Annotated in this window: 16 protein-coding genes; 12 read left to right on the top strand and 4 right to left on the bottom strand. The window is 38.4% G+C overall.

Annotated elements, in window-relative coordinates; genetic code table 11:
* The first annotated feature begins 172 nt into the window (after positions 1-172).
* The gene (locus AC2JBO_RS06760; protein WP_496952867.1) at positions 173-1,120 is read left to right on the top strand and encodes a GDSL-type esterase/lipase family protein; all 948 of its coding nucleotides are present in this window, start codon (positions 173-175) and stop codon (positions 1,118-1,120) included.
* 181 nt (positions 1,121-1,301) lie between these two features.
* Here the strand turns inward: AC2JBO_RS06760 and AC2JBO_RS06755 are convergent, their stop codons facing one another.
* Complete coding sequence (locus AC2JBO_RS06755) at positions 1,302-2,522, bottom strand: acyltransferase family protein (protein WP_496952866.1); 1,221 nt, start codon at positions 2,520-2,522, stop codon at positions 1,302-1,304.
* Positions 2,523-2,607: 85 nt separating this feature from the next.
* Between AC2JBO_RS06755 and AC2JBO_RS06750 the strand changes: the two genes are divergently transcribed.
* Complete coding sequence (locus tag AC2JBO_RS06750; protein WP_496952865.1) at positions 2,608-3,918, top strand: aminopeptidase P N-terminal domain-containing protein; 1,311 nt, start codon at positions 2,608-2,610, stop codon at positions 3,916-3,918.
* A 220-nt stretch (positions 3,919-4,138) separates the two neighbouring features.
* Here the strand turns inward: AC2JBO_RS06750 and AC2JBO_RS06745 are convergent, their stop codons facing one another.
* Positions 4,139-4,288 carry a hypothetical protein gene (locus AC2JBO_RS06745; protein ID WP_496952875.1) on the bottom strand — a complete coding sequence of 50 codons (150 nt, stop codon included), beginning with the start codon at positions 4,286-4,288 and terminating at the stop codon, positions 4,139-4,141.
* Between the two features lie 223 nt (positions 4,289-4,511).
* Here AC2JBO_RS06745 and AC2JBO_RS06740 point away from each other — a divergent pair, with 223 nt between their 5' ends.
* The 4 genes from AC2JBO_RS06740 to AC2JBO_RS06725 all read left to right on the top strand — a co-directional run bounded on the left by AC2JBO_RS06740 (position 4,512) and on the right by AC2JBO_RS06725 (position 11,021).
* Entirely contained in the window at positions 4,512-5,933 is a 1,422-nt protein-coding gene (locus tag AC2JBO_RS06740) for a CHAT domain-containing protein (protein ID WP_496952864.1), read from the top strand.
* Positions 5,934-6,110: 177 nt separating this feature from the next.
* Positions 6,111-7,301 carry a sigma-70 family RNA polymerase sigma factor gene (locus AC2JBO_RS06735; RefSeq protein WP_496952863.1) on the top strand — a complete coding sequence of 397 codons (1,191 nt, stop codon included), beginning with the start codon at positions 6,111-6,113 and terminating at the stop codon, positions 7,299-7,301.
* A gap of 57 nt (positions 7,302-7,358) precedes the next feature.
* Entirely contained in the window at positions 7,359-8,510 is a 1,152-nt protein-coding gene (locus tag AC2JBO_RS06730) for a DUF1822 family protein (protein ID WP_496952862.1), read from the top strand.
* Between the two features lie 150 nt (positions 8,511-8,660).
* Positions 8,661-11,021: a CHASE2 domain-containing protein gene (locus AC2JBO_RS06725; protein WP_496952861.1), complete on the top strand. Its 2,361-nt coding sequence runs from the start codon at positions 8,661-8,663 to the stop codon at positions 11,019-11,021.
* A 121-nt stretch (positions 11,022-11,142) separates the two neighbouring features.
* Here AC2JBO_RS06725 and AC2JBO_RS06720 read toward each other — a convergent pair whose 3' ends face one another.
* Positions 11,143-11,325 (bottom strand): DUF6887 family protein, encoded by a 183-nt coding sequence (locus tag AC2JBO_RS06720; protein ID WP_496952860.1) that lies wholly within the window; start codon positions 11,323-11,325, stop codon positions 11,143-11,145.
* A gap of 58 nt (positions 11,326-11,383) precedes the next feature.
* Here AC2JBO_RS06720 and AC2JBO_RS06715 point away from each other — a divergent pair, with 58 nt between their 5' ends.
* The 5 genes from AC2JBO_RS06715 (at position 11,384) to AC2JBO_RS06695 (ending at position 15,195) form a co-directional block, all read left to right on the top strand.
* Positions 11,384-11,647, top strand: coding sequence for a hypothetical protein (locus AC2JBO_RS06715; protein ID WP_496952859.1), 264 nt, complete (start codon positions 11,384-11,386; stop codon positions 11,645-11,647).
* Positions 11,648-11,794: 147 nt separating this feature from the next.
* Positions 11,795-12,568 carry a DUF928 domain-containing protein gene (locus AC2JBO_RS06710; protein WP_496952858.1) on the top strand — a complete coding sequence of 258 codons (774 nt, stop codon included), beginning with the start codon at positions 11,795-11,797 and terminating at the stop codon, positions 12,566-12,568.
* Between the two features lie 80 nt (positions 12,569-12,648).
* Entirely contained in the window at positions 12,649-14,136 is a 1,488-nt protein-coding gene (gene glcD / locus AC2JBO_RS06705) for a glycolate oxidase subunit GlcD (RefSeq protein ID WP_496952857.1), read from the top strand.
* A gap of 14 nt (positions 14,137-14,150) precedes the next feature.
* On the top strand, positions 14,151-14,567 hold the full coding sequence (gene arfB, locus AC2JBO_RS06700) for an alternative ribosome rescue aminoacyl-tRNA hydrolase ArfB (protein WP_496952856.1): 417 nt from the start codon (positions 14,151-14,153) through the stop codon (positions 14,565-14,567).
* A 106-nt stretch (positions 14,568-14,673) separates the two neighbouring features.
* A complete protein-coding gene (locus AC2JBO_RS06695) occupies positions 14,674-15,195 on the top strand; it encodes a hypothetical protein (RefSeq protein ID WP_496952855.1) in 522 nt (173 codons plus the stop codon).
* Between the two features lie 115 nt (positions 15,196-15,310).
* Here the strand turns inward: AC2JBO_RS06695 and AC2JBO_RS06690 are convergent, their stop codons facing one another.
* On the bottom strand, positions 15,311-18,844 hold the full coding sequence (locus AC2JBO_RS06690) for a GAF domain-containing protein (protein ID WP_496952854.1): 3,534 nt from the start codon (positions 18,842-18,844) through the stop codon (positions 15,311-15,313).
* Positions 18,845-19,449: 605 nt separating this feature from the next.
* On the opposite strand from AC2JBO_RS06690, the gene AC2JBO_RS06685 reads away from it, so the two are divergent.
* On the top strand, positions 19,450-22,563 hold the full coding sequence (locus AC2JBO_RS06685) for a GAF domain-containing protein (RefSeq protein ID WP_496952853.1): 3,114 nt from the start codon (positions 19,450-19,452) through the stop codon (positions 22,561-22,563).
* Positions 22,564-22,581: the final 18 nt, after the last annotated feature.

The following is a 22,581-nucleotide window of genomic DNA, read 5'->3' as shown; positions in this document are numbered from 1 at the left end:
TATCGGTGAGCGGACTCCAAAAAACAATTACCAAACAAGGCAAAACTAAAAAGTGAAAACGTACTCGTGGTTCAAACACAAATATTGGGTTTTAAGCCCCTAAATTCATCTTTTTACTTGGGAGCATATTTATACAGATCTTGATACAGGTCTTGTAAGTTGGTGCTTTTTTATGATAAATGTGATTCAATATACGGCGCCGCTTCACCCACCACAAGGTGCGAGTCAGCATTGGAACAGAAAACGATACGCAAGCCGAAGCAGTGCAATAGTACAATTAATTAATCAAGTGGTCAACATAATGGGTATCCAAAATCAAATCCACTGTTTGTCAAGCATACAGAAAAGTAACTCCCGTTTTTACTCTAAAACAGCCACTAATAGGTGGGGTAATATCAGTCTAGGCGCCATACTACTGTGTTTTCTCCCAGTTGGAATTGCTTGTTCTGCTACCAAAGTCATGTCTTTTGGAGACTCTTTGTGTGCAAATAATATTGCCGTTCTACGTAGTGCGGTGGCACAAACCAAATTTGGGTCTACTATAGACTGGGTGGGAACTAAAAAAGACGGCACCTATACTGACCCCGATAATGAGTGTCATAGTGGTTGGTCTGCGGCGCAGGTATTGCAACAACCAAAATCAAATGTTCGTCTCCCTTCATGGGAGAAAAAGCCAGGGAGCATTCGGGACTGGGTTCAAGCAACCAAGCCTGATGTGGTGCTGATAATGCTTGGCACCAATGATTTCTTTGCTAGTAATGAACGAGGTGATAACACATCAGAGTTTCTCACAAAATCCCTTCAAGGAATTATCGATGATATTTTGTTAAGAAGTCCCAAAGCCAAAGTTGTGGTCGCTTCAATTCCCCCGTTTAAATGGGATATTCAGAAGGGTGTTGATACTAATCAAACTAAAACGAAAGCCAACGCATTTCTTAAGCAGCGTGTACAGAAGCTCCAGGCACAGGGTCAGCGAATCTTCTTCCTAGATATGCACGCTGCTATACTTGCTCAATTGAAACAGGACGATATTTTTAGTAGCGACGGTGTTCACTTTAACGATTCTGGCAATCAGTTTATAGCACAGCATTGGATACGTGCTTTAAAAGCAGTACTTTAAGGGGCTTCGGGCTAGGGACTGGCACCTGTATCTATTTTTCGGCGCCTCTTCATATTTCAAATAGGAGTACATGTACACTTTAATTAATGTGATTCCGCTTGCGCTTCCTGGGAAGTATTGACAAACGTACATTTTACCTAACTTATTACTTATTATAGATGTATTGTTGCCAATTTTATTACTAACCTTTAAGTTTGGCGCCAGGTAGTTCTACCATATAATATGTGAGTGTTGCTAGTACAGATGAAAGAATTACTGTCGCAATGAGCGTATAGTAAAATTGTTCGATTGGAATAGGAGAAGTAAAGTTGGGTGCGATACGATTTATGATTGGTAAATGCCAGACGTATATACCGTAGGATAATATTCCGGAAACTTCTAAAATTCGCAATGGATTTTTTAGTATTGCTGCAAATGAAAGCTTTTCGTTCTTTACATGAGTATTGTATACTCGGTGTTCAAATGCGTATATATATATAGATGTCACTAACGCTGTTAACGGTTGGAGTATGAAAATTGTAGTCGATGTTCTAAACCCTTTGGCGCCTCTTCCAGTTATCCCCCATAATTCTTGATTATAGAAATGGTGCGCGGTGAACAAGTATAGTAAAATTAGTAAAATAATCGCAATCAGCTTTAACCTAGGGAAATTAGGTAAATTATACTTGGTTGAGTACTTAATTAACGGATTCACCAGAAAACCGCACAGGAAAACATCTATGTTTGTTATTAAGGGTGCGTACCAATAGGTAAATGCGTATTGTAATTTTTCAGTGATTGCGGAGTAAAAACTTAAGTATAATATAAGCTTTATAACTGCGACTGTGAGGAAGATTAAAAATAAAGCTGTTATAACTCGCTTTTGATTTGATATAACTTTTGAAAAAAATACATATAGAAAGGGAACTATTAAGTAAAACTGAACTTCCGTTGACAAAGACCATAAAGCATCATTAAACGGGACAACCCGTAAAAACATGTAAGGTTGATATGTGAATGTTAGTAACCTGATAATATGTCCCCAGTTGTCAAACTTGAGAATGTCGGGGTAAACAAATAAAGCACAAATGAAAACGGCAAAATAGTATAAAGGAGCAATACGTAACGCGCGGTTTTTCCAAAATTTAAAAACTCCACTGATATCTGTTGTATAGCGTTGAGTATAAAAAACTTTTCCCATTAAATATCCGGAAAGACAAAAGAATATCCATACTGCAACCAAACCGTGACAGAATATCAACCACGAGATGTCATAGTTTTTATATATAATTGCATTACGGGGAGGGGAACAGTGAATGACGACTACCATTAAACAAGCTATTCCTCGCAGTACCAGTAGTACGTCTAACTTGTTGTATGTTTCGCGGACTGGCAGTTGATTATGAGAAGGGATTTGAATCACACGTGATAGGTATTTTGTTGCGATATGCTTATGATAGCAGTGGAAGTAAGAAAAATCGTGAGAAGTAGATTTACCCAATTCAGTTATGTATAATGAGTATCGGCAGCGTCGCGAGCAGTTAATGGCAAAGATTGGTGATGGAACTGCAATTTTTTGTAGTGCTGGTCATGCGGTCATGCATAATGATGTTGAATATAATTATCGTCAGGACAGTGATTTCTTTTATTTGACTGGTTTTAATGAACCCCAAGCTGTTGCGGTGTTAGCACCACACCATACTGAACACAAGTTTGTGTTGTTCGTTCGACCCAAGGATAGAGACGCGGAAATTTGGAGTGGTTTACGCTGTGGTGTTGATGCTGCTAAACAAATGTATGGCGCCGATGAGGTATATCCTATCGCAGAACTGGACGAAAAGTTACCTCAATATTTAGAGAAGGCAAATCGGATATATTATCATTTTGGACGTGAAACGGCATTTAATAATAAAGTTATCGCGCATTGGCAGAAGTTGATGCGAACTTATCCAAGACGAGGAACAGGACCGACAGCTATTGAGGATACAGCGACGGTTTTGCATAATTTGCGCTTGGTTAAAAGTGAGAGTGAGTTAGAGTTGATGCGAAAAGCTGCGGATATTGCAGTTGAAGCACATTTAGCTGCTATGGAGTTTGCCCAACCTGGACGGTATGAGTATGAAGTGCAAGCAGAAATAGAGCATATTTTTCGTTTGCGAGGAGGTATAGGGCCTGCATATCCTTCTATTGTAGCGAGCGGTGCCAATGCGTGTGTGTTACATTACATTGAAAACCATCGGCAAATGCAAGATGGGGAGTTATTATTAATCGATGCAGGATGTGCTTACGGTTATTACAATTCTGATATAACCCGAACTTTTCCCGTGGGAGATAAATTTACACCCGAACAAAAAGTTTTATATGAAATAGTCCTCGCAGCACAAAAAAATGCGATAGCTCAAGTCAAACCGGGTAACTCCTATAACCTTGCTCACGATGTTGCAGTTCGCACTATTACTGAAGGACTTGTAGAAATTGGTTTACTCAAAGGAGAAATTGACACTCTAATTAAAGAAGAGAAATATAAACCATTTTATATGCATCGTACTGGACATTGGTTAGGGTTAGATGTACATGATGTCGGTGTATATCAGCATGGTGAAGACAAACCCCTATTATTACAACCTGGTCAAGTTACAACTGTTGAACCTGGATTATATATAGTACCAGATACAAAACCTGCTGAAGACCAACCCGAAATAGACGCGCGTTGGGTAGGTATTGGTATACGTATCGAAGACGATGTGTTAGTCACACCTACTGGAAACGAAGTTCTTACTGCGAAAGTACCCAAAGAAATTATTGACCTCGAACGTTAATTAATTGTGTTGTATTGTGTTGTAGAGACGTTACATGTAACGTCTCTACATACATTTTTACATTTTGATTGCATTTTAACCCCGAAGGAGCTTTTCGGTAGCAAGTTAGCAATTCTGTTTAAGCGTATAAGATCAAATTGAGTTTTATTGTGGCAGAGCCGAATCAAAAATTAGCTGCGCGGTAAGGTTGATATCGGGGAAGCGGGGAGAGATAATTAAGTCATTGCCTGTGAATACCCATCAAATGAGAGACTTTATTGATAGCTTTAACAATTGTCATACTAATTTCATCAGCAACATACTGAATTAAGTTACCATCGATTTTAACATAATCAACTGATAGACTTTTTAAATAGCTACATGAGGCAATACTTTTACCAAAAGTATCTAAACCAAAGGTTCACGCAACAATACAGAATCAGAAAAAAGAATGTTTACTATATTCTGACTTTATACGTGTAAATAACTATAATAAGCATAAATATAATCTTTTATTTTACCACAAAGGCACAGAGGACACAGAGAGAAGAGAATTCTAATTCAGCATTGAACGACAATTGGTTGCTTTTTTCTGTAGTATGAGTGTGGGAGGTATGGAATATTCTGAAATTAATACTATTCTTGATGTATTAAGGTTTATGAATAAAACTAAGCTAACTGTATTGGTATTTTTGACGCTCATCTCTATAATTGGGCTGTATACGAATTGGCCTGCGAAAAAAACACTCAATGCTGCTACCCCAAAACTAAGTCAAAGTCAGCTTCCTGTCTCACGTGTCAAACCAGAAGTTCTCAAGAAATTCCTTGATGCTCAAGACATAAACTCTGCTATTACTTATATTGAGAAGGGATGGCAACAACAGTATGAAGAGTACCTTCAAAATAAACTGCCTTCTAACCAAGTGTTTGACTCGAAGCAAATGAGTCAAATTTTAGAGAATATTTCTCAACAATCTGAAAAAAAAAGTGCTTTGATATACGCTATACCTACGCCTAATCACTTAGAATTAATCTTAGTGGCACCAGGAAAATCTGCAATTCACAAACGTATTCTAATAAAGAAAGAAGCATTGACAAAGCTTGTTAGCGAATTTCGTTCAGCTATCGTTGACCCAGATATACCTCGCAATGAATACTTGAAGACGGGTAAAGAATTATACAAAAGCTTGATAGAACCTTTAGAAGAGAAGTTAGAGGTTCTAAAGGTCAATAATTTGATATTCTGTTTGGGTGGTGGGTTGAGGACTGTACCTTTAGCAGCAATTCACGACGGGAAAAAATTCTTGGTTGAAAAATATAGTCTGGGAATTATTCCTGCTTTTAACTTACTTGATTTTAAAACTGGTACTATAAAACGATCTCAAGTCTTGGCAATGGGCGCCGAACAGTTTCAAACTGCCGCTCCTTTACCTGCTGTTCCCTTAGAATTGTCAAGTATAGTAGATAACCAATGGCAGGGAAAATCTTTATTAAATCAAGAGTTTACACCAGAAAATTTAAAGATGCAACGCGCGCTTCATGGGTTTGGCATAGTACATTTGGCAACTCATGCAGAATTATCTCCAGATGTAGATAAGTCTTATATTCAGTTTTGGGACGCAAAAGTAGGTTTAGACCAACTCAAAACTCTACAACTAAATAAACCCCCTGTGGAGTTATTGGTGCTAAGTGCTTGTCGCACTGCTTTGGAAAACCCAAAAGCGGAATTAGGTTTTGCTGGTTTGGCAGTACAGTCAGGAGCAAAAGCAACTATTGCAAGTCTTTGGTCAGTTAACGATGGAGGAACACTAGCTTTGATGACTAAATTTTATACTCTGTTGAAACTCACTCCAACTAAAGCAGAAGCACTCAGACAAGCTCAAATAGCGATGCTGAAGCAGCAAGTCAGTTTAAAAAATAATCCTGCTATACGTGGAAGTGCTTCTTTACCAAGTAACGTTGCTAGCTTAGACAGTCGAGAATTATCCCATCCTTATTATTGGGCTGGTTTTACATTAATTGGTAATCCTTGGTAATTTGGAGTCAGGAGGTAGGGTGCGTGACGCCATAACAATTGCAAAGTAAAACCAATAAGGTAGGGTGCGTGACGCCATAACAATTGTAAAGTAAAACCAATGAACTAGTAGCGTCACGCACCTTACGAGCGTTATTGCAAACGGCGCCACATAAAATAATAACTCAGGAGTATATATATGTATCAGCGTAAAAAGATAACTGAAGTATTTTCAACCTTTTTACAGTTTTCGGATGATAGACCCAGCGGTTGGGCAACTGATGCTAAATTATATCGTAGTATAAAAGCTTGTTTAAATAATTCCGGTACTCAGGTATCAGAAGACTTTTGGGTTGTTTACTGGCATAAACAAGCACAAAAATTACATTCACAGTACATTGCGTATGGACATATATCCGCTTACTTACAAGAACCTTGTTACTGGACTGTACATAAATTAATGCCACGATTGCAAGAACAGAGCGAAAAGATTCCAGACTTTTTCCAACTGGCGATAGCATCTGTTCCCAAAATTGTCAAATCTTGCAATCCTGATGTTAATGGCAGTCTCAAAGCTTATGCTAGCACGACTTTCGGTAATATCATCCGGAATCATCTGCGACAGAATCGAGAAACTAATTTATGTACTAATTGGGGTTTATTGGTAAGAATTAGTCGTAAAATCATGACAGAATCACTACAAAATGCTGGTTTAGATAACTTAACTATTGAGCGTTATGTACTTGCTTGGACTAGTTATACACATATTGCCTTACCAAAAAAATCTCCTCAACTAAGACTATTAGAGGCGCCGGATGCTGAGACTTGGCAAGCGATAACAGTATACTATAACCAGATGCGCTCAAAACTTTCTGCTTCTACTTCTGAATGTACCAAAGAAACTATAGAACGTTGGTTGACAGAATGTGGCGCCCAAGTGCGTAAATATATGTATCCGGCAATAAAATCTCTCAATAGTCCCAAACCAGGGTACGAAGAAGGAGAATTACAGGATGAACTAGTAGATACATCACAAGAATCTTTCCTAGCAGAATTAATTCACGAAGAAGAGAAAGCTGTACGTCTCGACCAAAAGCAACAAATAAACACTCTTCTAAAAGAAACCCTAACAAAACTTGACGCAAACGCTCAACAGTTGCTCCAACTATACTACCAGCAAAACTTAACGCAGCAACAAATAGCCAAAGAGCTATCAGTACAGCAGTACACAGTATCTCGTAAACTATCGAAAACCCGTGAATCATTATTACTGACTTTAACCCGTTGGAGTCAAGAAACGCTGCATATTTCTGTAACTTCCGACGTGGTTAAATATATTAGCACAATTTTAGAAGAATGGTTACAAGCATACTACTCCAACAAAACCTAATCTTCCTTCTTTCTTTCTTTGCGCTCTTTGCGACTTTGCGGTTCATTAAAACAAATTATGACTTACCTATTTGAACAACCAACCCAGATAGAACTCCAAATATCTCCAGACTTAGCGCAACAAACCTGGCGCCAAAGTCAACAGCAACCGACAGTAACAGGACAATGGAACGAATATATCAGCCAAATTTGCTTACAAACCTTCTTACCGTGGTTACAAACAGAGTACACAACGAATATCGTTTGTAATGAGACATCATACTCTAATATGTGGACGCATATCAACGGCGCCGCTTTAAGTTGGGGAAATAAACGTATAATTTTGATACCAGAAACATCTATAGATACTAGTGAATATACGATACCCCAAGAATGGGTAGACATTCCAAAATTTGTAGGAGACTACTATATAGCGGTTCAAGTCAACCCCGATGAATTATCATTGCGAGTATGGGGATATACCACACATCAACAAATCAAGTCTAAAGGCACTTATAATTCTCTCGATAGAACATATAGTATTGATGAATCGGAAGTAATTCAAGATTTAAATGTGTTGTGGGTGGTGACTCAATTAAACCCTGATGAAGAAACGCGCGTTCCCATTGCTAGCTTATCTCCTGTACCTGTAACCCAAGCAGAAAACTTACTATCAAGGTTAGTAAGTGTTATTCAGCCTCGATTAGAAATACCATTTTCGTTATGGGGTGAGTTATTGAGTGATGATAACTGGCGCCAGCGTTTTTATCAACTGCGTCAAGGAACTAGTGCTGCTAGTCTAAGTCAGTGGTTACAAAATATCTTTGATGATAGCTGGCAATCTTTAGATAGTATATTATCTAGTTTATCTGGCACCAGTGGGAATTTGGATTTTAGTTTGAGAAATACTGAAGATGATACATCTATCAAAAGGGTGAAACGTTTAAATTTACCCAGTGGAGATGCTTTTTTAGTTTTGGGTGTGTCAGAAGAAGATGACGGTAGGATTGGTATTCGTATTCAATTACGTTCTGTAGGTCAAGATGAGTATTTATTGCCTGATACTAATTTAAAGTTGGTTGCTGCTTCAGGACAAGTTATTCAGTCGGTTGCTTCACGTTCTCAGGATAATATCATCCAGTTGAAGCGGTTTAAGAGTCCTGTTGGTGTTGAGTTTAGTATTCAGGTTGAAGTTGGAGATTTTATGGTGATGGAAAGTTGTGTTGCTTAGTGCGGTTTGGATATTTTACCTTGATATCTTGCACCAAAGTGTTAATACTGAAATTATTAATTGTCAATAAAACGCAAAATAGAGGTTATTAGCCGGCTTTGGCAGGCTTTGTTCGTATAGCCCCACCCTTATAGGGTGTAGGAAAAGAAAATGCATCGGTTTATTGTTTTAAATTTTGGGCAAGGAGATTTATTGCACGGTTTTCCTGTGGTGACAGCGCAATTTTGGGACTCCGAAAGGACGGGTATGCAGTTTACGGGTAGTTTACCTGCTATGGCAAGTCTTGATACACTGTTTCAACGTTGGCGATTGTTGTATGAGTCTTTTTATCTTAACTTTGGTTGGCGTACTCGTAAAACTGGTGTTCAAATTCCTGATTTTGAAATTGATGAGGATGATGATAATGTTACCAATATTTCCCATGCTGAGTTTCAGAATGTGTGTCGTGAGTTACAAGTTCAGTTTAATCGTTGGTTGAGTGCTGGTTCTTTTTTAAATATTGAGCGGAAGTTACGAACGCACCTCACACCGAAAGATGAAGTTTACTTGATTATTGTGGCGCCGCTTTCTACTTTAACATTGCCTTGGTGTTTATGGGATTTTTTATCCGATTATCCGGGAGCGGAAATTGCTTTGAGTCCCCCTGAATATGCGCGCGCTTTTAAAACTGATAAACCGATTGGCGCCACCACAAAAAATTATGTCAAAATATTAAGTATTTTAGGTAATAGCACTGGTATTAATATTAGTCAAGACCAAGAAGTGTTACAGAAACTTCCAGATGCGGAAATAACTTTTTTAACAGAACCAACTTCACAACAGTTGAATGACCAGCTTTGGGAGTCGGAATGGGATATTTTGTTTTTTGCAGGACATAGTTCGAGTCAAGGTCAAGGGTGTATTCAAATTAATTCCGAAGAAGCTTTGACTATTGAACAATTAAAGTATGGTTTGAGGAAGGCAATATCTAACGGGTTAAAGTTAGCAATTTTTAACTCTTGTGATGGTTTGGGTTTAGCTGCTGATTTGGCAGATTTACATTTACCTCAAATCATTGTAATGCGGGAACCTGTTCCTGATAAAGTTGCTCAAGAATTCTTAAAGTATTTTCTTGGTGCTTTTTCTGTAGGAAAGTCGCTTTATATATCAGTGAAGGAAGCACGGGAGAAGTTACAGGGATTAGAAGTACAATTTCCTTGTGCAACTTGGCTACCTGTAATCTGTCAAAATCCTGCTGAAATACCTTCGACTTGGGTAGAATGGTGTGGAAATAAAAATAAGATTCAGTTATTTCCACCACGTCGTTTATTAAAAAAGATTGCTGTATCTAGTTTGGTAAGTACGTTGTTTGTTACAGGAATACGATTTTTAGGGTTACTTTCTCCTGTGGAACTTTCGGCATTCGATATGTTAACGCGCGCGCGGATTCCAGAAAGTCCTGATGATAGAATATTAGTTGTTACCGTTACCTCAGAAGATATTCAAGCACAAACTAATGAGCCTCGTTTTGGTTCTTTATCTGATACTACCTTAAATCGATTACTCGTAAAATTACAAAACTATCAGCCAGCAGCAATAGGTTTGGATATTTACCGTGACTATAAGAGTCAAAGTGAATTAGCTCTTCAATTGCAGCGTCCAAATATAATAGGAGTTTGTAAACGTCCTGATGGACAAGATGACCTTACAGGAATTTTACCACCGCCAGAAATTCCTGCTTCACAATTAGGGTTTAGTGATTTTGTTCAAGATAATGACGGTGCAATTAGGCGTCACTTATTATTCATGACACCAAGAACAACTTCGCGGTGTACAGCAGCATATGCATTGAATACACGACTTGCAATTGAATATCTATATACTCAACATAATATTAAAGCAGAATATACACCGGATGGATACTTGAAGCTAGGTAAAATTATATTTCCATCCATAGGCGCCCGTACAAGTGGATATCAAAGCGTTGATGCAGGAGGTAGTCAGATACTAGTAAATTACAGAGCAACATCTGACCCAGAGTCAATAGCACAAAAAGTGACCCTAAAAGATATTTTTAGTGAGAAGGTAAACCCAGAGGCAATAAAAAACCGTATTATCTTAATTGGTAGAGTAGGTAGTGATGCTGAAGATTATTGGCCAACTCCCTACGGTGCAGGTTCTTCAAACAAAATACCGGGAGTATTTGTCCACGCACACATGACGAGTCAAATTATTAGTACTGTTCTAGATAATAGACCATTAATATGGGTTTGGTCTACTTGGCAAGAAATTCTCTGGACTTTTGGCTGGTCATTCATAGGTGGATTTATTGCTTGGCGCTGTGGCAAAATACTAATAATGGGCGCCGTCGTATGTGGTTCAATAGTAATATTGATTACTACATGCTGGTTATTATTGAATTATGGTGGTTGGATACCTTTAGTTCCACCTTTACTTGTATTTATGCTTGACTTAGGCGCCGTTGCTTTTTTATTGTTGAGTGATAATTGGCAACGGATACAACGGATGTAACGGATAATGTATGGTGTGTGACGCTATTAACAATCTTGAAACGAAATGTAGGGTGTGTGACGCTATTAACAATCTTGAACGAAGATAGGATATAGTAGCGTCACGCACCAAATGTAGCACTCTAGTTGCTATCTTGTTCAATACACTGTTTAATTGCCTCTTCTGCAATACAAATATTTTCCTCTATAGGTACACCATCCGCTGTAGTAAAAAGCCCGTACCACGTAGCTTCATCATCCTCTTTATGAGTAAGTACATAAGCTTTTAATTCAGGAGTACTCATCTGTTCAAAATTTAACTTCATGATAAAAATCTCCAAAATCTCTTACCCATGTTAAATAATAAGGAGCGCCAATTTTATATTGCTTTTACCAACAGTTTTCACATTTAGCGTAATACTCAACAGTACAATACCCTTAGCACTATCATTAGTATCACCGCAAAGAAAAGGTTTAGCAGCAGGAACGTATTTTGCAGGTGGAGCTTTAGGAGGAAGTTTATTCTTAATTATATTGAGTGACCTAGCAAATCTTCCACCTACACCAGAAGCATTCATTGGCGCCATAGCATTTTTAATTGTAGCCGCTTGTGTAGGGTGCGTGAAAGCTTCAACAAACATTAAATAAAATTAAAATCTATTGCTTTCACGCACCATCTATTTATTGCTGGCACCAGTTTTCGTATTACAGCCCGATAATGTTAAACTTGCTTGCATAAACTCTTTAAGTCAAACGTTTAAAGAAATGCAACGAAATAAATAATTTTATAAAGTTATGACTAAGATTAAGTTTTATATCAAATACGGCAAAATCGTTACAGTTCTGGCACTTATAGCTAGCTGCGGGCGCCTACATGGAGAGCAAGTAAATACTCGAAATGATAATTTAATATTAGCATCTGTAAACTATGTGCCACCTCCTCCACCACCGAAAAGTGGTGAACCGAAGGGAAGAGGAGATGGAGGCGCCAGTAGAGGATGCGAACCTATGGCGTTAGTACCTATAATGAAAACGAACTCCAGAAGTTATAGGTGGGGACAAACAGTATCAGAAAGACCCCAATTTTGGTTTACATTACCCAGAAGCCTTACAAAACAGGATATTGTGGAATTTACCTTAAAAGATAACTCAGGTAAACAGGTATATAATACTAAACTACAATCTCAAATTCCGCAGGGTATAGTAAGTTTTACAATTCCCGACAATATTCCACCTTTACAAGTTGGCAAAACATACGATTGGTCTTTTTTAGTTCGCTGTAATTCTACAACAGTGGAGGATAGACCGGGTAAAGTTGAAGGTGGTATTCAACGGGTTGTTATGTCTACAACAGTCAAAAATCAACTAGCTGGTGCCAAAACTCCAGTGGAACAAGCTAGTGTATATGCTAAAAACGGTATTTGGTTTGATAGCTTGACTATTTTAGCAGAAAAGATGCGCGATAATAAAACAAATGATATTTCCTCTGCTTGGACTGAGTTGTTAAAACAGGTCAATTTAGAAAAAGCAACCAAGGCGCCTGTTATTAATTGCTGTACACAAGTGTGATAAATGTGAGGCTGGTGCGTGAAGGCTACGAGTTATTGCGCTTCGTTTTATAATTGTATTAGCCTTCACGCACCCTACCTATGTTAATTCAAGAAAAGCCGCAGCAACAAAACTGGAAACCAATAATCAAAGAACTGGAAGCTGTACTTGGTTACAAAAACGTTGTGCAGCGACGGGAGGAACTCATTACTTATGAATGCGACGGTTTAGCTAGTTATCGTGAGCGTCCTGCTTTGGTGGTGTTGCCCCGAACTACTGAACAGGTGGCAGCAGCAGTCAAGATTTGCAATAAGTATAATGTACCTTTTCTCGCGCGCGGTTCGGGTACTGGATTATCGGGTGGCGCCCTACCTGTAACGGAGTGTGTGTTGATTGTTACTTCCATGATGCGGCAAATATTGAATGTAGATTTGGAGAATCAGCGTGTAGTTGTGCAACCGGGTGTTATTAATAGTTGGGTGACTTCTACGGTGAGTGGTGCTGGTTTTTACTACGCTCCTGACCCTTCGAGCCAAATTATTTGTTCAATTGGTGGAAACGTTGCAGAAAATTCTGGTGGAGTACATTGTTTAAAATACGGTGTGACGACGAATCATGTATTGGGACTCAAAGTAGTTACAGCTAGTGGTGATATTGTAAATTTGGGTGGGTTAATTCCAGAAATGCCCGGTTATGATTTAACTGGTATATTTGTTGGTTCTGAAGGTACGCTCGGTATTGCTACGGAAGTGACCTTGCGTATTCTTAAGAGTGCCGAGTCAATATGTGTACTGCTTGCTGATTTTACGAATGTGGAAGCTGCTGGCGCCTCGGTTGCTGATATTATTAGTGCAGGCATAATTCCAGGCGGTATGGAAATTATGGACAATCTCAGCATTAATGCTGTTGAAGATGTCGTTAAAACCGACTGCTATCCCCGCGATGCTACAGCTATCCTGCTTATTGAAATCGATGGTTTGGAAGTAGAGGTTACTCATAGTAAAAAGTTAGTCGCAGAAATTTGTCGCCAAAACGGCGCCCGTAATGTAACCTCGGCAAGCGACCCCGAAACTCGTTTAAAATTATGGAAGGGCAGAAAAGCCGCGTTTGCAGCAGCAGGACACGTTAGTCCAGATTATTATGTTCAAGATGGTGTCATTCCCCGCACACAATTACCATATGTACTAAAAGAGATTGAAGAATTAAGCCAGCGGTCAGGATATAAAATTGCGAATGTCTTCCACGCAGGAGACGGAAATCTACACCCGCTCATTCTTTATGATAATTCCATACCGGGTGAATTAGAGAAAGTTGAAGAAGTCGGCGGCGAAATTCTGAGATTATGCGTCCGCGTTGGTGGTAGTATTTCCGGAGAACATGGTATTGGCGCCGAAAAACGTTGTTATATGTCCGATATGTTTACAGACTGCGACTTGGAAACAATGCAGCTTGTACGACAAGTGTTTAACCCCAAAGGTCTAGCAAACCCTACCAAAATCTTTCCCACCCCCCGCACCTGCGGAGAAGCTGCTAGAACGATGGGTGATGCTGCGAAGAAATTTGAAGTGGACGGTGTTGAAAGGTACTAATCAAAAATCTTCATATGTTAGAAATATCTAAAAGCATCATTATTCCAGAGAACGAAATCGAAATTAGCGCTATTCGTTCTCAAGGCGCCGGTGGTCAAAACGTTAACAAAGTTGCAACCGCCGTCCATTTACGCTTTGACGTTAAAGCTTCTTCGTTACCGGAGTTTTACAAGGAACGCTTATTAAATCTTAAAGATAAGCGTATTAATAATGATGGAGTCATCGTTATCAAATCTCAGGAACACCGCAGTCAACTCCAAAACCGTGAAGAAGCTTTAAAACGTCTTCAAGAACTCATTCAAAGTGTAACCGTGATTAAACTTAAACGTAAACCCTCAATCCCTACCCGTTCCTCCCAAGTTCGGCGCCTCGAAACCAAGAAAAAACGTGCGCGAATTAAACTCAATCGTAGTAATATTATAGATGATTAAATTTGTATAAACATTGACAATTGAATAAAAATTAATTACTGTATGGAACTTTCTGACCAGGATACGATTCATACCCCTAGTATCCTGCATTCCACAGTGAAAAACGATGGTGTTAGATTTCAATACCAAGGTTCGCACTAACCTATTTAGTGCATATAGTAATACTGCATTCTATATCAGTAAATCTACTGATAACGTCGTTGAGTTTACTGCACCACAGGATACTTTTGCCAAATTAGAAGCTGACATAGCTAAATTAGAAACTATGAGCAACGAATTAGCACAAAGTCAACAAAAATACGAACAGCAAATTCTTCAATCAAAAATTGAATATGGTGTTAAAGACTTAGAGCAAATAGCGGAGAGAATAAATAGTTTAGCTGCTCAACTCGAAGCTGAAATGCGTCACTTTAAAGATATTGCCGTTGAAGTCAACCAATGCTATCACCATCATCAACGTTTAGAATCTAATATTCATACTACTGAAACTACATCAAAAAGTACATCTAAATCGCATCGCTGGACACCTTTAAATATATGGGATGTACATTTCTCCTCAATTCCCATAATTATCAAACGTGGTAGTAAATTCATTATAGTTGAAAAAATTGTCAATCTATTTAAATAATTTTTGTCTGATGTCTCCCCTTAACTCTTTAGTAATAAAATGCTTGTAGAGACGTTACATGTAACGTCTCCCCATTGTAGGCAATTAATCACAAACTAACTCATCACCTTTAAATTTAAAAACTTTTAACAGCTTTTACCGGAATTTCAATGATAAACTTAGTGCCCTGAGATAATTTGGATAAACACTTTATATGACCTTGATGCTTTTCAACCACAATTTGGTAGCTAATAGATAATCCTAATCCTGTACCTTTACCTGGTTCTTTTGTGGTGTAAAATGGGTCAAAAATATGAGGAAGTACTTCTTCTGGAATACCAGAACCATTATCTGTAATTACAATCACGGCTTTATTATCAACAAGTTGTGTTGAAATCGTTATAGTCATAGACTTTTTCAAAGCTACAGGTAAACGCTTAAAATTCTCATCTAATGCATCAATACTGTTACTTAAAAGATTCATAAAAACTTGATTGAGTTGAGCAGGATAGCATTCCACTAAAGGCAATGTACTATATTCTTTTACTATTTTAATTTCCGGATGTTCACCATTTGGCTTTAGTCTATGTCCTAAAATAAGCAAAGTACTGTCCAAACCTTCATGAATATCTACTGGTTTTAAATCTGCTTCATCAGAACGTGAGAAGTTTCGTAAAGATAAAACAATTTGACAAATTCGCTCGGCGCCTATTTTCATTGATTCAATCGTTTTTGGAAGGTCTTCAATAATAAAATCCAAATCTCGATTTTTAAATTGTGCTTGTATTGCAGGTTCTGAGTCTTGATATTGTCCGAAAAATTTAACAATATTTATTAATTCTTTAGTATATTCATCCAAGTGAGAAAGATTACCAAAAATAAAGTTGACAGGGTTGTTAATTTCATGAGCGACGCCAGCCACAAGTTGCCCTAAAGAAGCCATTTTTTCACCTTGAATTAAACGGCTTTGAGTTTGTTTTAATTCTTGAAGTGCCTCGGCAATTTCTGCTGTTTGGCGTTTAGTTTGTTCTAATAACTCTGCTTGTTGAATTGCTACCCCTAATTGAACTCCAACTTGAGCAAGCAAATTAATTTCTTCGTCTTTCCAATAACGTGGTTGAGAATTTTGATAAGCAACTAACAATCCCCATAGCTTTTCACCTTGGGAAATAGGGACAAATGTTTCATTGCGAGGGTATTCGGTGTCTTCGTCTGTGTTTAAATCTATATTTGACGAAGTGTTTTCTAATAATTGGGGTCTTGCAAGTGGAATCCGATTATCTTTGAAGGAATCTGCGACAAATTTACCACTCCAATCTGAGTTAAAACGGTAGATGGCAACTCGTTCTACTTCTAACAGTTCTCTTACAGCTTTGGTAGTGGCGTTAAAAATACTCTTAATATCGAGAGACTGGCGAATTTTCTCAACTGTAGCAGCTAGAAGTTTTTGCCGTTCCATTCCGCGTTCTCGTTCGGTAGCTTCTGCTAATTGCACAGCTTGTGACTGAACTTTTTTTAAGTAGGAATCTTGCTTTAAAGCTACTCCTAATTGTTCAGCAATTTGGCAAACAAACTCTAATTCTGAAGTTTGCCAGTTGCGCGCGCAACTACATTGATGAATACATAGCAGTCCCCATAACTTGCCAGCTTTTAGCAAAGGAGCGACAATATTAGCACGAACTTGGAATTGCTCCAAAATCTGAACATAGCAATCTTTGAATTCTTCTCGATAAATGTCAGCTATTGCATTAACCCGACCTTGTTGATAAAGAGGAGCAAATTCTTCGCTGAAACAATGGTCGTAAACTTTTTCTGCTATTGCCGATTTCCAACTAGATGCAACGTCTTCATAAACAAATTCTCCCTGCCAATCACTATTAGGTTCAAAACGAAAAACACCTACCCGGTCAGCTTTTAGCAGTTGACGCACTTCAGTAACAGTGGTTTGAAAAATTATTTCTAAATCTAAAGACTCGCGAATTCGAGAAATAACTCCAGTCAAAGCTTTCTGCTGTTCCGCTTGATATTGTGCTTCTACTAACAGTTCATTATGTTGAAGTGCGACCCCTAAGTTTTCAGCAATTTGACTGGCGAATTCAATTTCTGAAAGCTCCCAAGTTCGAGGTACAGCACATTGATGTACGCATAGCAATCCCCATAAGTTGCCTCGCTTTAGTAGAGGAACCACTAAATTTGCCTTAACTTGGAATTTACCTAAAATTTGAACATGAGACTCGCTCAGTCCAGCTTCATGAATATTTGCAACAGTTTGCATCCGTCCTTGTTGATAATCAGCAGCAAACTGTTTCCCAAAACAATGGGCGTAAACTTTCATGGCAATTACCGAATTCCAACCAGCAGCAACATCCTCAGTTAGGAATTCCCCTTCCCAATTTTGTTGTACGTCAAAACGGAAGATAGCCACTCTGTCAGCTTGTAGCATTTGGCGTACTTCGGTAACGGTGGTTTGAAAAATTGTCTCTAAATCTAGGGAATTACGAATACGGTTAATAACACTAGTTAAGGTCTTTTGTTGTTCCGCTTGGTACTGAGCTTGTACTATTAACGTATGATGTCGAAGCGCAACACCAATTTGTGTTCCAATTTGGGCAAGTGATTCGATATCAAAGGTTTGCCACTGTCTTGAGCTACTTTCATAGGCAGCAAACAGTCCCCAAAGTACTTCACCTTGAAGAATTGGGGCAATTGCAAAGGCTTTTGCTTGAAATTGTTCTAATAAGGCTATATGGCAGTCTTTTAACTGTGCTTGATAAATATCATTAACAGCTAAAGTCTCATTATGAATGTAACGCCCACCTTGGCTTTGCTGCAAATAAGTATCAACAATTGTAGTCTGGGCGCCTACTAAGGGAATGATATTTTCTGTAAAGGATTCAGCGACAAAATTACCGCTCCAGTCCTTATTAAAGCGAAAAACGGCAACCCGGTCAGCTTTTATTAGTAGCCGTGTTTTATCTGCTGCTATTTGAAATACACTATCAATATTTAGAGGGTGACAAATTTTATTGGCTATATGGGCAATTATCTGGTCACGCTGAGATGCTTGAGCTAATTTAACAGCTTGAGTTTGTACTTGATACAAATGTTCAGCTTGCTGAATGGCAACTGTTAAATGGTCAGCAATTTGACGAATAAATTCAATCTCAGATACTTTCCAGTCACGAGATTCACTACATTGATGAATACACAGCAATCCCCAAAGTTCCTTGTCTCCTAATAAAGGAACTATAAGATTTGCGCGAACTTGAAATTTACCCAGAATTTCTGCATGACATTCACTGAGTCCAGCCGAATAAATATCTGCTGCTGCTTGGACTCGCCCTTTTTTGTAATCATCTGCAAACCTTTCTCCAAAACAATGGTCATAAACTTTCATCGCAATTACTGAGTCCCAACCAGGCGCCACGTCCTCAGAGACAAATTCCCCTTCCCAGTCTTTTTCTGGGTAGAAGCGAAAAACAGCTACTCGGTCTGCCTTCAAAAGTTGGCGTACTTGTGTAACTGTGGTTTGGAAGATCGTGTTCAAATTTAGAGACTCTCGAATTTTGATAATTACACTCGCTAGGGCTTTTTGTTGGTCTAGTTGTTTTTGAAGTTGAGCATTTGAAAAATTGACTTGATTTTCTTGATTATCAAACCGAGATTCCATAATTTAACTATTTGGTAGAATGACTTCTTTATTTTTCCCCTTTTCTTACTTAAACTAACATTTATATGATACTTTATGTTAATTAAAAATAATAGTTATACTAGTCCTGTTAAGCAAAAGTATTAATTTATGTTAATTTTAAACTAAACCATGTATGCTTATTATTCGCACTCATAGCAGTTTATTATCAATTTACAAGTATATTTTTATACATATTAATATCAGTAAAATCACACTCTCCCTGTATTGTTAAGGCATCACACACCACACGGAATTTTAATTACAAATTCTGCTCCAGATAACAGGAGTTTAGACTTGTTCATAAAGATAAATAAGTGCTTGAGAACCTTGAGAATAACAGGTGTATTTTCTTGTAGCCCTCGGGAAACAATTGTATTGGCGCCAAGGTCAATTTGCTCATAAGGTTGGTAGCTTACAATATTGAGTATTATTTTATACTATTGTGTTATTATATACATATAATTTTCAGTATTTTTTGTTTATTAGCGCCCAAATAAGATGATTGTAAGGGAAGTATGTTATTTAAACGGCTGTTTTGGGAATTCTTAAAATAGAGAACATCATCAAAGCAAGTCCAAGCAGCAATGGAAAACAATCAAACCCCCCAAGCATTGGCATTAAGTCAAGCAGCAGAGGTTAGCGGTGCTATTTTAAGTAGTAATCAAGCTAATGAAGAGCAGTCTCAAGCTATTACGCGAATAATAACGCGCCTACGCGAATCTTGTCACCCAGAAACTACTTTTAATACAGCTGTCGCCGAATTACGCCAACTACTTAATACCGATAGAGTCGCGGTGTTTCGTTTGTTCAGTGAATTGAACTGGCAGGGGGAATTTGTTTATGAAGATGTAAGTGACGTTTCACTGTCGGCAATTAAAGTCAAAAAACACGACCCTTGTTTTAGCAATCAGTCTGCCGCGTACCAACAAGGTAAAATCAAGGTTTCATCAGATATATATCAAGATTTTCATAGCTGTTATATTGATTTATTAAAAAGTTTTCAGATACGCGCTTGTATTATTGCGCCTTTGCTTAAGGGCGAACAACTTTGGGGATTATTATGTGTACACCAATGCAATGAACCGCGCGTTTGGCAAACTGAAGAAGTTGAATTTGTCAAGCAAATAGCTCAACACTTAGGAGTAGTGTTGCAACATAGCGAACTTGTGGTACAAGGGTATTTGCAAGTCGAAAAGCAAAAAGCTTTAGCAAGTGTTATTGCTCGAATACGTGAATCATTAGATTTACAAACTATTTTCAAGAATACAGCTACGGAAGTGCGTCACCTGCTGCAAGCAGACCGTGTGGGAGTGTTTCGTTTTGATCGAGAAAAAGATTGGGAAGGAGAGTTTGTATCCGAAGACGTGGCGCACGGGTGGAACTCAGCGATGGCAGCGAGAGTTTATGACCCTTGTTTTAGTGAACAATTAGCCCCGCAATATGAGTTGGGTAAAATGAATATTATTCCGGATATTTACCAAGGTAGTTGTAGTTCATGCCACATATCCATTCTTGAAAAATTTCAAGTTCGTGCCAATTTAGTGGCACCTTTGCTCAAAGGTAAACAGCTATGGGGATTACTATGCATACACCAATGTGGTAGGCCACGTTATTGGGAACCATCAGAAATTGAGTTTGTGCAGCAAATAGCAGCACAGTTGAGCGTCGCAATTCAACAAGCCGAATATTTGAAGCAAACGCAGGTGCAAACAGCACAACTCGCACAAGCAGCTGAACGCGAGCGTGCTGCTGAACGTCAGAGAACTTTAGCTAAAACAATTGAGAGAATCCGGCAAACATTCGACCTAGAAACAATCTTTCATACTGCTGCCAATGAAGTTAGAAAAATGCTCTCTACTGACAGGGCAGTAATTTATAAGTTTAATCCTGATTGGAGCGGTGAATTTGCTGTTGAATCAGTAGCATCTGGTTGGGACTCGCTACTGGAACTACAATGGCAACAACCAGAAATACGCGCAAATGCCAGCGACTGTAGTATTCAAGACCTATCAACCCCTCCACTTACTGACACTTACCTGCAAGAAACGCAGGGTGGAAGGTTTGCGCGTGGAGAAGTTTATAGGATTTGCAATGATATATATAAAGTTGGGTTTAATGACTGTTACATTCGTCTATTAGAAATTTACCAAGCGCGTGCGTATGTAATTATTGCAATTTATCACGGTCAAAAACTTTGGGGATTACTAGCAGTTTACCAAAATTCGTCGCCGAGACAGTGGCAAGACGAGGAAGTTTACTTACTCACCCAAATAAGTACTCAACTCGGAGTTGCATTGCAGCAAGCTGAGTACATCCAACAAGTTAAAGCACAAACTGCACAGTTAGAAAAAGCTGCCTCACGTCAACGCGCGTTAGCAACAACAGTAGATAAAATTAGACAATCACTCGATATCAAAAGCATTTTCCAAGCTACCACACAAGAAGTCCGAGGATTGTTAAATGTTGAACGTGTAGCAATTTATAGATTTTATTCAGATTGGAGCGGCGAATTTGTCGCAGATTCAATTGTTGATGGTTGGACACCAGTAGGAAAAACCCAACCAATCATTGAAAAAACGATTCTGTCAGCAGTCAAAGCCGGACAATATCCACGTAATGAAACTTTTGTACCAATTTCGCAAGGTGAAAAACTTTGGGGACTATTAGTAGCTTATCAAAATTCGCAACCGCGTTATTGGGAAGAGGAGGAAGTAAACTTATTAGCGCAAGTAGCAGTGCAATTAGGTGTAGCGCTTCAACAAGCCGAATTACTCGAACAAACACGGTTACAAAAGGAAAAACTCAATGAGACGCTTAAAGAGTTGCAGCAGACGCAAACTCAGTTGATACAGGGTGAGAAGATGGCAGGGTTAGGGCAGTTAGTTGCTGGTATCGCGCATGAAATTAACAACCCGATTAATTTTATCTACGGTAATATAACTTATGTTAGTGAATATACTAAGCATCTGCTCGATTTATTAAATATCTACCAACAACAATATCCCAAACCTGGACAAGAAATTGAAGCCAAAGTTGATAAAATCGACTTAGATAATATTATCGAAGACTTGCCCAAAACACTTCAATCAATGCATAGCGGCGCCGAAAGGATTTCTCAGCTAGTAGAGTCATTACGTACATTTTCGCGTCTTGACCATGCAGAAATGAAACTTGTAGATATCCATGAGGGTATCGACAGCACATTATTAATCTTACAACACCGTTTGCGCGCGTCAAATCACTGTCCAGCAATTAAAGTAATCAAAAAATATGGCGACTTGCCACAGGTTGAATGCCAAGCTGCACAGATGAATCAAGTCTTTCTAAATATTTTAAGTAATGCTATAGACGCGATTGAAACTCAATACAAAGAACATCAAAAAAAGTATAGCAACAACCATTTATATACACCTGAAATCATCATTAATTCTCAAGCTGTACAAAATACAAGAATACTAATTTGTATATATGACAACGGTTGTGGTATTCCCGACCATGTTCGCTCGCGCGTCTTCGACCCATTTTTTACAACTAAAGAGCCAGGAAAAGGAACAGGTTTAGGATTATCCATAAGCTACCAAATCATAGTAGGAAAACACAACGGTAAAATCGAGTGCTTCTCTGAACCAGGAAAAGGAACACAATTTGAGATTGAAATTCCAATTCAATATCCAAATCATACTACGCCTCTGTGGTAAATATCAAAATCATACCAA

This window comes from Calothrix sp. CBUCES-K 9914 (genome assembly GCF_059640475.1).
Note: the sequence above shows the minus strand (reverse complement) of the source record. Positions and strands in the feature narration are given on the sequence as shown.

Excerpts from the sequence above, each read along its gene's own strand:
- AC2JBO_RS06760 (WP_496952867.1), top strand. The coding sequence starts at position 173 with ATGATAAATGTGATTCAATATACGGCGCCGCTTCACCCACCACAAGGT.
- AC2JBO_RS06750 (WP_496952865.1), top strand. The coding sequence starts at position 2,608 with ATGTATAATGAGTATCGGCAGCGTCGCGAGCAGTTAATGGCAAAGATT.
- AC2JBO_RS06740 (WP_496952864.1), top strand. The coding sequence starts at position 4,512 with ATGGAATATTCTGAAATTAATACTATTCTTGATGTATTAAGGTTTATG.
- AC2JBO_RS06735 (WP_496952863.1), top strand. The coding sequence starts at position 6,111 with ATGTATCAGCGTAAAAAGATAACTGAAGTATTTTCAACCTTTTTACAG.
- AC2JBO_RS06730 (WP_496952862.1), top strand. The coding sequence starts at position 7,359 with ATGACTTACCTATTTGAACAACCAACCCAGATAGAACTCCAAATATCT.
- AC2JBO_RS06725 (WP_496952861.1), top strand. The coding sequence starts at position 8,661 with ATGCATCGGTTTATTGTTTTAAATTTTGGGCAAGGAGATTTATTGCAC.
- AC2JBO_RS06720 (WP_496952860.1), bottom strand. The coding sequence starts at position 11,325 with ATGAAGTTAAATTTTGAACAGATGAGTACTCCTGAATTAAAAGCTTAT.
- AC2JBO_RS06710 (WP_496952858.1), top strand. The coding sequence starts at position 11,795 with ATGACTAAGATTAAGTTTTATATCAAATACGGCAAAATCGTTACAGTT.
- glcD (WP_496952857.1), top strand. The coding sequence starts at position 12,649 with ATGTTAATTCAAGAAAAGCCGCAGCAACAAAACTGGAAACCAATAATC.
- arfB (WP_496952856.1), top strand. The coding sequence starts at position 14,151 with ATGTTAGAAATATCTAAAAGCATCATTATTCCAGAGAACGAAATCGAA.
- AC2JBO_RS06695 (WP_496952855.1), top strand. The coding sequence starts at position 14,674 with ATGGTGTTAGATTTCAATACCAAGGTTCGCACTAACCTATTTAGTGCA.
- AC2JBO_RS06690 (WP_496952854.1), bottom strand. The coding sequence starts at position 18,844 with ATGGAATCTCGGTTTGATAATCAAGAAAATCAAGTCAATTTTTCAAAT.
- AC2JBO_RS06685 (WP_496952853.1), top strand. The coding sequence starts at position 19,450 with ATGGAAAACAATCAAACCCCCCAAGCATTGGCATTAAGTCAAGCAGCA.